The 14,511-nt window shown below is 44.9% G+C and carries 13 protein-coding genes; 3 read left to right on the top strand and 10 right to left on the bottom strand.

From position 1 onward, the window contains the following. Positions 1-167 precede the first annotated feature (167 nt). Positions 168-611 (bottom strand): GNAT family N-acetyltransferase, encoded by a 444-nt coding sequence (locus tag EV146_RS16610; protein WP_181215907.1) that lies wholly within the window; start codon positions 609-611, stop codon positions 168-170. A 945-nt stretch (positions 612-1,556) separates the two neighbouring features. Here EV146_RS16610 and EV146_RS16605 point away from each other — a divergent pair. Further along, positions 1,557-2,822 carry an MFS transporter gene (locus EV146_RS16605; protein WP_132008417.1) on the top strand — a complete coding sequence of 422 codons (1,266 nt, stop codon included), beginning with the start codon at positions 1,557-1,559 and terminating at the stop codon, positions 2,820-2,822. Between the two features lie 156 nt (positions 2,823-2,978). Here the strand turns inward: EV146_RS16605 and EV146_RS16600 are convergent, their stop codons facing one another. From EV146_RS16600 to EV146_RS16580, 5 genes are all read right to left on the bottom strand, one after another. After that, entirely contained in the window at positions 2,979-3,218 is a 240-nt protein-coding gene (locus EV146_RS16600; protein WP_132008414.1) for a hypothetical protein, read from the bottom strand. Positions 3,219-4,138: 920 nt separating this feature from the next. Continuing rightward, positions 4,139-5,323 carry a NupC/NupG family nucleoside CNT transporter gene (locus EV146_RS16595; protein ID WP_132008411.1) on the bottom strand — a complete coding sequence of 395 codons (1,185 nt, stop codon included), beginning with the start codon at positions 5,321-5,323 and terminating at the stop codon, positions 4,139-4,141. A 60-nt stretch (positions 5,324-5,383) separates the two neighbouring features. Further along, positions 5,384-5,782 (bottom strand): cytidine deaminase, encoded by a 399-nt coding sequence (locus tag EV146_RS16590; protein WP_132008408.1) that lies wholly within the window; start codon positions 5,780-5,782, stop codon positions 5,384-5,386. A 69-nt stretch (positions 5,783-5,851) separates the two neighbouring features. Beyond that, positions 5,852-6,526: a deoxyribose-phosphate aldolase gene (deoC, locus tag EV146_RS16585; protein ID WP_132008405.1), complete on the bottom strand. Its 675-nt coding sequence runs from the start codon at positions 6,524-6,526 to the stop codon at positions 5,852-5,854. 15 nt (positions 6,527-6,541) lie between these two features. Beyond that, on the bottom strand, positions 6,542-7,843 hold the full coding sequence (locus EV146_RS16580; RefSeq protein ID WP_132008402.1) for a pyrimidine-nucleoside phosphorylase: 1,302 nt from the start codon (positions 7,841-7,843) through the stop codon (positions 6,542-6,544). Between the two features lie 291 nt (positions 7,844-8,134). Between EV146_RS16580 and EV146_RS16575 the strand changes: the two genes are divergently transcribed. After that, positions 8,135-8,899, top strand: a complete 765-nt coding sequence (locus tag EV146_RS16575) for a TrmB family transcriptional regulator (RefSeq protein WP_132008399.1) — start codon at positions 8,135-8,137, stop codon at positions 8,897-8,899. Positions 8,900-8,934: 35 nt separating this feature from the next. On the opposite strand, the gene deoD is transcribed toward EV146_RS16575, so the two are convergent. Continuing rightward, on the bottom strand, positions 8,935-9,642 hold the full coding sequence (deoD, locus tag EV146_RS16570; RefSeq protein WP_132008396.1) for a purine-nucleoside phosphorylase: 708 nt from the start codon (positions 9,640-9,642) through the stop codon (positions 8,935-8,937). A gap of 52 nt (positions 9,643-9,694) precedes the next feature. Then, complete coding sequence (locus tag EV146_RS16565) at positions 9,695-10,870, bottom strand: MFS transporter (RefSeq protein WP_132008393.1); 1,176 nt, start codon at positions 10,868-10,870, stop codon at positions 9,695-9,697. Between the two features lie 395 nt (positions 10,871-11,265). Here EV146_RS16565 and EV146_RS16560 point away from each other — a divergent pair, with 395 nt between their 5' ends. Then, complete coding sequence (locus EV146_RS16560) at positions 11,266-12,471, top strand: IS256 family transposase (protein ID WP_132008390.1); 1,206 nt, start codon at positions 11,266-11,268, stop codon at positions 12,469-12,471. 774 nt (positions 12,472-13,245) lie between these two features. Here EV146_RS16560 and hxlB read toward each other — a convergent pair. Beyond that, the gene (hxlB, locus tag EV146_RS16555; protein ID WP_132008387.1) at positions 13,246-13,794 is read right to left on the bottom strand and encodes a 6-phospho-3-hexuloisomerase; all 549 of its coding nucleotides are present in this window, start codon (positions 13,792-13,794) and stop codon (positions 13,246-13,248) included. Positions 13,795-13,797: 3 nt separating this feature from the next. Further along, positions 13,798-14,433 carry a 3-hexulose-6-phosphate synthase gene (hxlA, locus tag EV146_RS16550; RefSeq protein ID WP_132008384.1) on the bottom strand — a complete coding sequence of 212 codons (636 nt, stop codon included), beginning with the start codon at positions 14,431-14,433 and terminating at the stop codon, positions 13,798-13,800. Positions 14,434-14,511 lie beyond the last annotated feature (78 nt).

The following is a 14,511-nucleotide window of genomic DNA, read 5'->3' as shown; positions in this document are numbered from 1 at the left end:
AAGGCACGCCTGTCCGCTCATGAAGCAATCCTTTTTCAAAATTAGCAGCATGATATTGCTATTTTACTAAAATAATCGGGAAACTGATAGTGTCTTCTGAATCATGCGAATATACCTGTAAGAGAAATGGCCCGGCAACCTTCGGAAGTCAAAACACAGGCACCTGCTCACGCCTCTAGATCCCTTGCCCACTCATACTTGATATCCGGCAGGTTCTCCTCATTTTCATACCCTCTGCCAAGGATATGGAAGCCATTCTTTTCATAAAATCGCTGCGCTATTTTATTGACTTCAAACGTATATAAAGTGAGCCTCCCGCTTGATTGTGCCTTTGCCCTGTCCAATAAAATCTGCCCGATGCCCATTCCCTGATAGTTGCGGTGAATATAGAGCTGGCCTATTTCTTTTTCATTATAGGCAATCATCCCCGCCACTTCTTCGCCAAGCATGGCCAGCTCGATTTGATACTCATCCGGCAGGATATGATTCAAAAAGTGCAGATGATTTTCAAAGCTGTGCAGCTCCTTCACGCCGATGGCCCTTTCCTTGCTCTCCCGCCACATCGCCACCGTTTGCTCCCCGTACTTGGGGCTGTATGAGATCACTCTCATTTCCGGCTGATTCACCACGATCACCTCTATAGTAGACTTGTAAACTTTCTGCTCGCTGTCCAACCTGCTTTTGAACAGCCACTGCGTCATAACCTATGAAATTGTATGTATCTCCCTGAACTTCAGACATCAAAGTTACTGGTTTTTAAACAAATCGTGGCAAAATTTTAAGATGGGTAGGCATATTCCTGATGTTGAGCGACTTATTTCGGAGGAATGTCGATTTATTCCCGATGAACGCTGACTTATTCCAATGTGCGTCGTTTTAATACTGATGTTGCTGACTTATTCCGATGTAGGTCGCTTTTTACCCAATGTTTGCTGGTTTATTCCCGATGTGTGTCATTTTATTCTCGATGTGTGCTAACTTATTCCCGATGTGCACCGTTTTATTCCCGATGTATGCTGACTTATTCCGATGTGCTCGACTTATTCCCGATGTTCGCCGTTTTATTCCCGATGTGTGCTGATTTATTCCTGATGTGCATGATTTTATTCCCGATGTTCACCCATTGCCGATCTTCTATCCCGATGCCGAGCTTTTATTCCTGATTAGGCCATCTTTATTCCTGATTGCTCACGTTTTATTCCTGATTGGACACTCTATATTCCTAATAGCTGTAAAACATTTACAGACCTGCTGTTGTTTTCATTCCAAACATGACCTGAGGAACAACTTCCTGCTGTTTATTGGCTAAATTGCCTCCACCCTGTTTTTAATGAAAATTATGTATCAATTTTTATTTAAACCAGACTGACGGCAGAATGCACAGCCTTTAGCTTTACCCTACAGGGACAATCGTCACGATTCGGGCACCGAGTCTGTTTTTTCAGCCATTGGAGCGTTATAATTTTATTCAGGCAAAATCACCTATAAAAGACGAAATAACTCTCCGCACGACTTTTTCTTTATTGCCAATACAAAACGAAAGAAGATGCATCACCATGAATAAACAGGAAAGCAGTTATAGATGGGTTGTATTCGGTACTGTCATCTTTGCTTATTTTTTAATTGTGAGCCAGCGGACAGCTCCTGGCCTTATTACCGATCAGTTAATGAGAGACTTTGAGGTTTCGGCTTCCACCATCGGCCTTATGAGCTCGATCCAATTTTTAGCCTATGCGGGACTGCAGATCCCAATTGGTTTATTATCTGACCGGTATGGCCCCAATCGTTTTCTGATTATCGGTACGCTCCTCACCGGAATTGGAAGTGTAAGCTACAGCCTTGCGCCGAATGAATTTGTGTTAATTTTCTCCCGGCTGCTGGTTGGGGTTGGCGATTCCGCCATCTTTGTCAACCTGGTCCTGATTTTAAGCCAATGGTTCAAAGCAGGGGAATTTGTAAAATTAATCGGCATGATTTCCATGTTTGCCGGGCTGGGTTCATTAACCGCTACCGTCCCGTATTCCGCCTGGATTTCATTCGCGGGCTGGAGAGTGCCATTCCTTAGCATCGGCATGATTCTAATGGTTACCTCCTATCTGATATATATGGTTCTCGTGTCAAAACCTAAAAAAATGATAAAAGCGGATTTCGAAGAGAAGAAGCGCCCCAAGCAGGAACGGGAAAGTGTCTCGAAAATCCTGCGCCGGATTGCAACGACCCGACAGGCTTGGGCAACCTTCCTTTGCCACTTTGGACTTGTCGGCACCTATATAGGATTCGTTGGTTCATGGGCCGTTCCTTATGGCATTCATGTATTTGACCTGTCCCGTTCCGGGGCGAGCGCGCTTGTGATGTACGGCCTTTTCGGGGCCATGATGGGCGGTCCCCTGATTGGGTGGCTGACAAGCCGGCTGGGGTCCATTAAAAAAATCTATACCCTCATTCACCTCATTGTTGTTTTGAGCTGGATCGGGCTGTTTTTATCCGGCGTAAAACCGCCATTTGTACTGGTAATCGCTCTGCTATTTATCATCGGGTTTGGAAATGGGGCAAGCTCCCTGACCTTCTCCGTCGTCCGGGGATCCTTTCCGATGAAAGAGGTCGGCACCGTCACCGGTTTTGCGAATATGGGCGGATTCCTGAGCGCACTCTTATTGCCTATCGTTTTCGGAAATGTGCTCGACCTGTTCCCGCAGAACGCCCTCCATGCAGGCTATCATTACGGATACCTTATTCCTATCCTGTTTTCCTTGATGGGGCTGGCAGGCGTCCTTCTTATAAAAGAAGAGAAAAAGGAAGCAAAGGTATTAAGCGCTTCATAATTTCGGATTCTTTGCGACTTGTAAAAATTGAGGCAGCCCGCTAAAAAAAGAACCTATCCAAGCTTAGTAAGTTTGGTAGGTTCTTTTTAACTTAAAAGTGCATCGGGACCTGCACAGAGACCGCTCCATGTCTGGAGCACGGCATTCCCCCATCCGTCATTCATCTTCTTCAGGAACATTCAGCACCTTGATCGTTTTAAATGCAGGAATCATCTTGAAGTTTAAGCCCCAATTGGAGGAGACGACCTCAAACTCCTGGTCTCTCACGGCGAACTGCATCGCCACGTCATTATCCTGATCGATCAGAACATACAAATTCTCATTCGAAAACAGCTTGTAAGATCGATGCGCAATCAAAGTCCAGCCACTCGCTAATTCATGACTTTTCGTAGCCATTTCTCCACCCCCCTACCATGAGTATAAGACATCCGGTCCAAAAGAACTATACAGGAGTTTTACCAAATCCCCTTGATGTCCAGTTCCACGGCACTTGGCCGTTATGCATTGATTATTTTCATTTATTGATGGATAAGTTGCATTTATGCATCGATTATTTTCAGTTATGCATCGATTATTTTGTTTTATTAAAAAACCTGTGTCCGTACCGTGAACACCGGGTCTGATAGTTCCTTTTACAAGGTAACTTTGTAAACATAAAACTTAGTTTATTGAAAAATCCGTGGCCTCCCTGTGAACAAGGGCGGCAGTCAGTTCCTTAAAAAATGTAACTAGAAATCATAAAACTTAGAAAAAAACATTCTCCACTCCATGACCACGGATGTTAGGTCATTTTAAAAAACAACGTTTATTGCATAACCCCTGTCCACACCGTGAACAATTGTATTAAATCATTTTTAAGAACAGTTGTATCATTAGACCCGCGTCCTCCCTGCGAACAAGATTCTAAATCTACCTTTTATTTTAAACACCTCACATCAGTCACCTTAAAAAAATTGAAACCCATTATCCAACCGTCTAGCAAAAACAAAGAATCCCTCTTATCATTGAAACACGGTCCTCCTCTAAAAAAATCAAAAAATTACTTTATCCCTATAACATCACAGGTTTAAACAAGCCCAGAGGTGGTATAGTATAGAGCAGCAGAAATTTCTATTGCATTAGGCTGGGCAGCGAGTGTGGCTGCCATGTTATTTGGCGAAGGCGGTGCCAGTAACTATATTTGTAAAGGATATAACCGGTTCCTATATCTACTATTGAATATGAAAAAACAGCCCTTTAAGATTTTTTCCTAAAGGGCTGTTTCCAATGAATCCGGGAGGTCCTCGATGAAACCTCGTATCGGGCTGCTCCGGAATCTATAAAATAATGCTGACAATCACAGCGGATAATACACTTACCAATGAAGCTCCGTATAAAAGCTTTAATCCAAACCTTGCGACCACATTGCCTTTTTGTTCGTTCAAGCTTTTAACAGCACCTGCCACAATTCCGATAGAGGAGAAGTTGGCAAAGGAGACAAGGAAGACGGAAATGATTCCCAGTGTGCGCGGGCTGAAGTCTTCTGCCATTTTAGCAAGATCCATCATGGCAACAAATTCATTCGTGACAAGCTTCGTGGCCATAATGCCGCCTGCCTGTACGGCTTCCGCAAGAGGAACTCCCATGATCACGGCAATTGGTGAGAAGATATAGCCAAGGATCTGCTGGAAGGAGATGCCGAAAGCTAAATCAAAGACATTATTAATTCCTTCCATTAAGGCAACGAAACCAATCAGCATCGCGCCGACAATCACGGCCACTTTGAATCCATCAAGGATGTACTCCCCGATCATTTCGAAGAAGCTTTGCTTTTCTTCTTCCTCCTGGATGTCCAGAATATCTTCGGCCGGATCCACATCGTACGGATTAATGATGGAGGCAATGATAAAGCCGCCAAACAGGTTGATGACAAGAGCAGTCACTACATACCTCGGCTCGACCATCGTCATGTACGCTCCGACAATCGACATGGATACCGTTGACATCGCGGAAGCACACAGAGTGTACAGCCGCTGCTCGGAAAGCTGGCCAAGCTGCTTTTTCACCGTAATGAATACTTCCGACTGGCCGATCATCGCAGAAGCGACGGCGTTATAGGACTCCAGTTTCCCCATGCCATTCACTTTGCTGAGCAATAACCCGATTCCTTTCATGACAAAAGGAAGTATTTTAAGATACTGAAAGATTCCGATTAAAACAGAGATAAAGACAATTGGAAGCAGGACATTGATGAAGAAAGGAGATTCCCCTTCATTCGCCAGACCTCCAAACACGAAGGAAATCCCGCTGCCCGCATATTCCAGCAATTTCGTGAACACACCGGCAATTCCCTGGATCAAAACGAGACCCAATGTTGTATTTAGTAGTAAAAATGCAAGGATCATCTGGATGATGACCATCATGATAATCGGTTTAAATTTAATATTCTTCTTATTATTGCTAACCATGTAAGCCAGTCCAAATACAACAAGCAACCCAACGATCGCAATGAGATATTTCATTGTGAGTTCCTCCCGGATGTAAGATGACATTCTGAGCTGTGTACGCTTTCATTTACAAACCTATTTTCCAAGATCCTTTGAAGAAAAGTAGCCTGGCAGCAAATCCTGAATCGTAGTCTCGATCGTGTCACCCTTTAGATTCGTTAAATAAACCTTCGTGTGTTCATCACAAAATTCAGCCAGCACTTGACGGCAGGCACCGCATGGTGAAATTGGGCCATCTGTGTCCCCAACAACCGCAATGGCTTCAATATGCTTTTCCCCTTCCGAAACCGCTTTAAAAATGGCCGTTCGTTCGGCACAGTTAGTCAGTCCGTAAGAAGCATTTTCAATGTTGCAGCCAAGGAACACCTGCTTATTTTTAGTTAAAACGGCCGCCCCTACCTGAAAGTTTGAATAAGGAGTATGCGCTTTTTTCCGGGCTTCAATAGCCTGGTGAATTAATGTTTTCATATCCATCGTTCATTCTCCGTTCAACAGTGATTTGGTTTGAGCATACAGGCTGGCACTAGGCCAGCCCATCTGTTTTTAATAAGAAGAAGAGGATTTCTGGCCGTTCATGATGGCCACACCGGAGCTAGCCCCAATCCGATTGGCGCCGGCTTTGACCACACCTTCTGCATCCTCCAGGCTCCTGACACCGCCTGAAGCCTTCACACCGACGTCTGGTCCGACTGTTTTTCTCATCAGCGCAACATCTTCCACCGTCGCGCCGCCAGTTGAGAAACCAGTGGAGGTTTTGACAAAGTCCGCTCCGGCTGAAACAGCCAGCTGGCAGGCCTTCACTTTTTCCTCATCTGTGAGGAGGCTGGTTTCAATGATCACCTTTGTCAGCGCTTTGCCTTTCGCGGCATCCACAACACCTTTGATATCTTTTTCAACCAGGTCAAACTGCTCGTCCTTCAGGGCGCCGATGTTGATCACCATGTCCACTTCGTCCGCGCCGTTTTCGATGGCATTCTTTGTTTCAAACGCCTTGACTTCCGGAGTTGATGCCCCTAGCGGGAACCCGATGACGGTGCAGACCTTCACTTCAGGTGTATCCTTCAGAAATTCTGCTGCGGTCTTAACCCACGTTGGATTAATGCAGACGGATGCGAATTTGTATTCCTTTGCTTCCTCTAGAAGCTTGGTCACTTCCGCTTTTGTTGCATTTGCTTTTAATAATGTATGGTCGATCATTCTATTTAAATTGGCTGTCATGTTCCTGCCTCCATCTTAGTGAATTTCGGTATAAATCAGGGTCGGCTTGTCTACCTTTTCACCAGTAAGCCTGTAAGCGGCGTTAATCTTTTCCATCACTTCATCCACGTTTTCCTGGTTGCTGTGAATGGTGGCCAGCGCCTCGCCTTCCTGGACCTTGTCCCCGACTTTCTTGTTGAGAACCACACCAACGGCCAAATCAATGACAGAATCCTTTGTCACCCTTCCCGCTCCCAGCATCATCGCGGCAATTCCAATTTCCTCTGCAGTGATTTCAGCTACAAAGCCTGAAGTTTTAGCTGGAACGCTGATTTGATAAGACGCAGTCGGAAGCTTTGCCGGCTCATCCACAACCGAAGCATCTCCGCCCTGGGCACCAAGGAAGGTTTTAAAAGCCTCCAATGCCTTTCCGTTTTTCATGGAATCTTCCAGCATTTCACGCGCCTGGCTGTCGTTCTCCGCTTTCCCTGAAAGCACCACCATGTGGCTGCCAAGAGTCAGGCACAGCTCATGCAGATCTTCAGGTCCTTCGCCTTTAAGCGTATCAATTGCTTCCTTCACTTCCAGCGCATTGCCGACTGCAAATCCGAGCGGCTGGCTCATATCAGAAATGATGGCTTTAGTCTTGCGTCCTACACCGTTTCCGATGTCCACCATCGTCTGGGCCAGATCCTTTGCATCATCAAGGCTTTTCATGAACGCTCCGCTGCCTGTTTTAACATCAAGAACAATCGTATCGGCTCCAGCAGCAATCTTTTTACTCATAATCGAGCTCGCGATCAGCGGAATGGAGTCCACTGTAGCGGTTACATCTCTGAGCGCATAAAGCTTTTTGTCCGCCGGTGTCAGGTTGGCACTCTGTCCAATGACTGCCACTTTGTTAGTATTCACAAGGTGAGTAAATTCATCATTTGTAATTTCCACATGGAAACCTTCTACGGATTCAAGCTTGTCGATGGTTCCTCCTGTGTGACCAAGTCCGCGGCCTGACATTTTAGCCACCGGCACACCCACTGAAGCAACGAGCGGCGCAAGCACCAAAGTAGTCGTATCGCCAACACCGCCTGTGCTGTGTTTATCGACCTTGATCCCTTCAATCCCGGAAAGATCAATCTGATCACCGGACTCAACCATCGCCTGTGTCAAATGGACGCGTTCCTCTTTTGTCATTCCCTTGAAGAAAACGGCCATCGAAAACGCTGACATTTGATAGTCAGGTATATCCCCGCTTGTAAATCCTTCTATCATAAATTGAATTTCTTCTTTTGTTAACTCGTATCCATCACGCTTTTTTTCAATAAGATCAACCATTCTCATGCTGGTTCCTCCTAATGCGCTACCGCGAGCGCTTTCATTTTCATTAAAAAATTTTAACCTGATAGAATCCCCTATTGTGGTTCCAGGGGAACAATTGTACAATAACGATAACTACGAGATTACTATATCAGTGGTAACCCTTTCTGTAAAGAGGAAAAATAAATGTTAGAATTTTAAATGTTGGTAAAAAAATTGCCAGCTTAACAGGCATTTACAAAACATTTTTAATCTCATAGAATGAAATCAATCTATTCTGTATCTTGGAAATTTTAATAAAAAGAGGTCGTCATCATGCTGCAAAAATTTGGATTTTCACAATATGAAAGCAAAGTATACGAGGTTCTGTCATCATCAGATGAGCCGCTGGATGCCACGCTCATTGTAAAGTACTCCGGGGTTCCAAAGGCAAAAGTATACGAAGTGATCTCGCGGATGATCGAAAAAGGGTTAGTCCTCGATTCCGTTTCTGAAAAGAAAAAGCTCTATACGGCCCTGCCCTTACAGCTTGTAATCGAAAAGCTGACGAAGGAATTTCAGTCCAACCTTGAACAATTGAAAAACAATACTGGTAAAAAAATTGTTACCGATGACCGGGTATGGAGCCTGAAGGTCGATTCCTCCATCGTGCTGCAAGGAAAACAGCTGCTCGAGGAAGCAAGGTACTCCATCCATATTTCACTCTGGAAAGACGAGCTGGAGGAATATTTGCCGCTGTTACTGGAAAAGGAACAGGCCGGAGTAAAAATCGAGGCCCTCATTGTCGGAGAGCTAGAAGAAGACATTCCGCTGTCCACCTACTACAATCTGTCTCCCAATCAGGAACATCAGAAGCTGGAGAAAAACCGCTTAATCATTGTCGATGAGGAGAGCATCCTGTTCGCCGGCGTTGAAAATGACTCCTGGCAGGCGATGATTACCCGATCAGGGCCATTTGTTAAATTTTTTGCGGAATTCTTCTACCATGATGTTGCCCTGGCCAGAATCACGAGGAAATATGAAGACCAGCTGATGCAGGATGAGGAAATCAAGAATCTTTTATTAAGGCTGCGCTATTAAAAAACAGGCAGGGGACGCTCCCCTGCTTGTTTTTGTTATTGATTAATGATCGCCTCGAGTGCCACAACCATCATGTCATTAAAGGTTGTCTGTCTTTCTTCGGCCGTTGTATCTTCCCCGTTAAAAATATGGTCGCTTACTGTAAGGATGGACAGAGCCTTCACTCCGTATTTTGCAGCCAATGTATAAAGCGCCGCAGTTTCCATTTCAACCGCCATTACGCCATAATCCCCAAGCTTCTTCACAATGTCCATGCTGTCACGGTAAAAAACATCCGCAGAAAGGACATTTCCAGCTTTCATTTCAATGCCCTGTTCCTGGCCGATTTGATAAGCCTTGTTCAGCAAATCAAAGTTGGCACACGGAGCATAGTCAATCCCCGGGAACGTAAGGGAGTTCATATTCGAATCCGTCGAAGCTGTCATGGCAAGGATGACATCGCGCACATGGAGATCATCGTGGATCGCCCCGCAGGAACCTACACGAATCAGGTTTTTCACGCCGTATTCACGAATCAGTTCATTCACGTAAATAGAGATCGATGGAATCCCCATGCCGGTTCCCTGGACGGAGACTCTTTCTCCTTTATACGTTCCTGTAAAACCAAGCATTCCACGCACCTCGTTATAGCAGGTCACATCCTCGAGAAACGTCTCGGCAATGTACTTGGCCCGCAAAGGATCTCCAGGCAGCAGGATTTTTTCAGCGATTTCACCTTGTTTTGCATTAATATGAACACTCATTTACACATGATGATGAAGAGGTCTCCCCTGTTCATCACCACGTCCACCTCCTCTAAATAATTTCTTGAGCCTCTCTGCTCGTGCTTTTCACCTGACCCCGTGTAATCGAATAGATCGCACAGAGCAGGGAAAGGAAGACAAAGATTCCGCCAACAGCTGCGTTATGCATGACAGAATAATGATTAATGACCACACCGCCAATGACCGAGCCTAACGCAATGCCGAGATGCAGGGCTGAATTGTTCAGGCTTTGCTGGATATCAGCCGTTTCCGGCGAGGTTTCGATCAGATAGTTCTGCTGCGCGGGAGAAATCGCCCAGCTCAGCATGCTCCAGATCATCATCAAAATGACAAAGAGCGTAATCGAAAAGGCTGCCTTAGGCAGTGAGATCAGCGCCACGCCAAAAACGATGATAATCGTCAAAATGCTCCGCTTCGAACCCCACTTGTCCGCCATGAATCCGCCAAGTCCGCCGCCGATCACCGCAGACACACCAAAGATAAAATAAAAAATGGAGATCCAGGTGGAATTAAGGTTCAAAGCACTCTGAAGAAACGGAGTCAGGTAAGCATAAAGCGTTAAATGCCCTGTTAAAAATAAGGCAGATGCCAGCTGGGCAAACAAAATCTTTGAATTCTTCAGAGTCCTTAACTGCTCACCCAAAGATACCATCGGCTTCGGCTGGATTTTATTTAACATGAAATAAACTCCGGCCATCGAAACCAGGGTAAGCGCCGCAATAAACAGGAACGGCGAGCGCCAGCCAAACTGATTTCCGATCACAAGTCCAATCGGCACCCCTAAAACAAGGGAGCCGCTGATTCCCATGAAGATAATGCCAATGGCCCGGGCCCGGAACTCCTCTTTCACAATGCTGGACGCAATCGTCACACACAACACCACCAACAGCGAACCGCTCGCGGCCGAGATAATGCGTGACAGAAAAATCACCCAGTAATTAGGAGCGAAAAACGCCACAAGATTCCCAAAGAAGAACAGCACCAGCGTCACCAGCAGCAGCTTTTTCCGCTCCACTTTCGCCGTCAAGGTCAGAAGCACAGGAGACGCAATCGCAAACACCAGTGAATAAATCGTAATCAGCTCGCCCGCTTTACTGAGCGAAATCTCCAGGCCGCCAGCCACAATGTCCAGGATCCCCCCGACAATCAGCTCGGCCATCCCAACCACAAACGAAACAATCGCCAACAAATAAATCCTAAAATTCAAGAGATATCGTGCCTCCTTTCAAAATGATGTTAATTGATTATCCAAAAGGTTACTACATGTATAGTAACCCTTAAATAATGACGGAGGCAAGAGAAATTTATTTTTTAATAACTCGACTTTTTTTCCAAGCGGCAATCTGGTGGCCTTCCTGCAACTTCTATTTTCCAAAACGGACCTCTTATTTTTCAAAAACTCTACTTTATTTTCCAAATCACTTATTTATTTTCCAAACAGCTATTTTTATTTTTCAATTTCACTAGTTTATTTTCCAAGCAGCATTTCGGGGGCCTTCCTGCACCTTCTATTTCCCAAAGCCACCCTCTTATTTTTCGAAAACGAGAGCGTATTTAATTTTGTGTAAATGGTTATAACTTCCAATGAGGAGATGATCATTTATGCATAGCTTTGAAAACAAAACAATTAGGGATCTAGCACTGGAATGTGAATCAGTAGACGATATTCTTGCCATGATGAAAGTTCTCTTTAAAGAAACGCTACAGCTTGTATTCGAGGCGGAGATTGAAGAACACTTAGGTTACTCGAAACATAGCCAGATTGGAAATAACTCAGGTAATAGTCGGAATGGATACAGTAAAAAAACAATTAAAACTAAATTCGGAAACACACAGCTACATATTCCTAGGGATCGAAAAGGTGAATACGAGCCTCAAATTGTAAAAAAGTATGAGACCTCTATCAACGGTCTGGAAGAACAAATTATTGCTCTATATTCAAAAGGAATGTCGACTAGGGACATCGAGGACCATATGAAAGATATTTATGGAGTCAACGTGTCCCCCAGCCTAGTAAGCAAAGTTACAGATAAGATATTGCCACAGGTCTTTGAATGGCAATCCCGGCCACTGGAACGCGTGTATCCTATTGTTTATTTGGATGCCATTCACTTTAAAGTACGTCATGAGAACCGCATTATTAATAAAGCTGCCTATACAGTCCTTGGAGTCAATTCTCAAGGTGTGAAAGACATCCTTGGAATTTGGATTGGTGAGAATGAGAGCGCCAGTTTCTGGCTGAGTGTCTGTACAGATTTAAAAAACCGAGGGGTCGAAGATATCCTGATTGCCTGTAAAGACGGGCTTGCAGGCTTCTCCGAAGCAATACAGTCCACTTTTCCGCAAACAGATATTCAGTTATGTGTCATACATCAAATTAGAAACAGTATGAAGTATGTAGCTACAAAGGATCGACAAGAGTTTATGAATGACTTAAAGAAAGTTTATAAAGCATCCGTTATCGAAGAAGCGGAATTACAATTCGGTAAACTTAAGGAAAAATGGTCAAGCAAATATAAAAAAGTAATTTCCTCTTGGGAAGAGAACTGGGTAGAGTTAACTGCCTTTTTTGCCTATACATCCGATATAAGAAAAATGATCTATACCACCAATACCGTGGAAGGCTATCATAGGCAGTTAAGAAAAGTAACGAAAACCAAGTCGGCATATCCGACAGACAATGCGCTTAGGAAAATCATTTATCTAGCTACAACAGGTATAGTAGAAAAATGGGGTAACCCAATACCAAGTTGGCTAGAATGTAAGAGTCAGTTCAAGATAATTTTTGGAGACCGGCTAAAAGACTAATCACTAGCCATATTTAGGTGGCGTTTATAGGGATATGCCCCTTACTTTTATTAAAGAATAATTCATTTACACAAAATAATTTATACTCCCTCGAAAACTCCACTTTATTTTCCAAACCGTCGAATTTATTTTTCAATTACCTATTTTTATCTTTCAATTACGCCCTTTTATTTTCCTAGCGGCACCCAGGAGCCTCTTCCGCACCTTTTATTTTCGAAAGCCCCCCTCTTATTTTTCATGAACTCCACTTTATTTTCCAAACCATCGAATTTATTTTTCAATTACCTCTTTTTATCTTTCAATTCCGCCCTTTTATTTTCCAAGCGGCACCCAGGAGCCTCTTCCGCACCTTTTACTTTTCAAAGCCAACCTCTTATTTTTCAAGAACTCCACTTTATTTTCCAAACCATCGAATTTATATTTCAATTACCTATTTTTATCTTTCAATCCCGCCCTTTTATTTTTCAAGCGGCATTCAAGGCGATTTGGCCTTCTTTCTTAGTAAAATAGACTGTCCCTTTCCTAAAAATAAAAAGAACGAGCTGATCACACCCAGCTCGTTCTTTGCAATATCTAAAATTCACATTTGAATTTCCACAATCATTTACTCTAGGCCAAGGGCCCACTAACCCTGTCCTATCAACCTCAAATTAATCAATCGTTTGATTATTTTAGTACTTCACCGCACTGCGGGTCTGACCCCCTTTAGCACTTTACCGCACCACGGTTCAGGCACCCTTTAGTAAACTAAAGGGTGCCTGACCCCGTTCGCTGCTACTCCAAATTACTATGCCTTCCAAAGGCCTCCGCGTGATCCACTTCTTTCAGCTCACTGTACTGCAAGCAAATGGAGTCAAAGATGATATGCACGCATTGATCGAACAGGGAGCCGAGCGGCTGGATGGTTTTTAGCTCGTTTTCGCGGCGATATTTGGTTGCGGCCAGCACGTGGACCACCCCGGTTGAAGCTGCCGCCAGCGGGGATTCGGGATTGGTGGTCACAGCAATGACTGAACACCCGAGCGACCCGGTCTTTTCCGCGGTCCACACAACATTTTTGGTGGTCCCGGAACCTGAGATGGCCACCAGCAAGTCTCCTTCTTCAATCGATGGGGTAATTGTTTCCCCGACCACGTAAACCGTTGCCCCGAGGTGCATCAGCCGCATCGCGAAGGATTTTCCCATCAAGCCGGAACGTCCCTCTCCGACGACGAAGATTCGCTTCGCCTTTACCAGCTGCTCTGCCACTTCCTTCAGCTTTCCCTCTTCTACCTGTCCCAGGACCGCTTCCACTTCTTTTAAAATCGTTGGTAGATAAGACATGATTTATTTCCCCTCTCCGTGTAAAATCAGTTCTTTAAACTGGGCCGCCGACTCTGATGGGTTCTCCGCCTTCGTTATTGCGGAACCGACAATTACCACCTCGGGCTTTAGTGTCCGCTGCAGCTGCACAAGCGACGAAAGGGTAATTCCCCCGGCCACCGCCACCATCCTTTCACCAGAAAAGATGGAGCTTCCTCTTCCCTGATTCTTTGCCCCCATTTCTTCCTGTTGGTCCTTGCTGACATGCTCGCAAAAGATGGCATCTTTATACTTCAACAGCTCCCGTTGCTGCTCTTCAGATGTATTTAACAAATCAATCATCACCATTCTGCCATAACGCCCCGCAACCTCCATACTGGCGTCAATCGTCACAAGCGGCGACACTCCCATGACAGTCGCCACATCCGCCCCGGCCTCAAAGCACATTTCAAATTCATAGCGCGCATTGTCAATCGTTTTAATATCCGCGACAATCACCTTGTCAGGGAATGCCCGTTTCATTTCCTTCACACTGTCAACGCCAAACTCTTTGATCAGAGAGGTTCCGACCTCGATCCAGTCAACGGACTGTGCCACCTTCTCCGCCATCCCAACCGCTTCTGGAATGGTCATCCGATCCAATGCCAATTGTATTTTCATTAAGAACACTCCTCAACATTCTACTAAACCGGTTTATCAAACACCCAATACAAAGGGGCCGAACCACAAACTCTCCTC

It is taken from the genome of Mesobacillus foraminis, assembly GCF_004340465.1.
Lineage (GTDB): Bacteria > Bacillota > Bacilli > Bacillales > Cytobacillaceae > Mesobacillus_B > Mesobacillus_B foraminis.
Note: the sequence above shows the minus strand (reverse complement) of the source record. Positions and strands in the feature narration are given on the sequence as shown.

Bases quoted from the DNA above. Each gene is read 5' to 3' on its own strand.
- EV146_RS16560 (WP_132008390.1), top strand. From the start codon at position 11,266: ATGCATAGCTTTGAAAACAAAACAATTAGGGATCTAGCACTGGAATGT.
- EV146_RS16590 (WP_132008408.1), bottom strand. From the start codon at position 5,782: ATGGATATGAAAACATTAATTCACCAGGCTATTGAAGCCCGGAAAAAA.
- EV146_RS16575 (WP_132008399.1), top strand. From the start codon at position 8,135: ATGCTGCAAAAATTTGGATTTTCACAATATGAAAGCAAAGTATACGAG.
- EV146_RS16610 (WP_181215907.1), bottom strand. From the start codon at position 611: ATGAGAGTGATCTCATACAGCCCCAAGTACGGGGAGCAAACGGTGGCG.
- hxlA (WP_132008384.1), bottom strand. From the start codon at position 14,433: ATGAAAATACAATTGGCATTGGATCGGATGACCATTCCAGAAGCGGTT.
- EV146_RS16595 (WP_132008411.1), bottom strand. From the start codon at position 5,323: ATGAAATATCTCATTGCGATCGTTGGGTTGCTTGTTGTATTTGGACTG.
- deoC (WP_132008405.1), bottom strand. From the start codon at position 6,526: ATGACAGCCAATTTAAATAGAATGATCGACCATACATTATTAAAAGCA.
- deoD (WP_132008396.1), bottom strand. From the start codon at position 9,642: ATGAGTGTTCATATTAATGCAAAACAAGGTGAAATCGCTGAAAAAATC.
- EV146_RS16605 (WP_132008417.1), top strand. From the start codon at position 1,557: ATGAATAAACAGGAAAGCAGTTATAGATGGGTTGTATTCGGTACTGTC.
- EV146_RS16580 (WP_132008402.1), bottom strand. From the start codon at position 7,843: ATGAGAATGGTTGATCTTATTGAAAAAAAGCGTGATGGATACGAGTTA.
- hxlB (WP_132008387.1), bottom strand. From the start codon at position 13,794: ATGTCTTATCTACCAACGATTTTAAAAGAAGTGGAAGCGGTCCTGGGA.
- EV146_RS16600 (WP_132008414.1), bottom strand. From the start codon at position 3,218: ATGGCTACGAAAAGTCATGAATTAGCGAGTGGCTGGACTTTGATTGCG.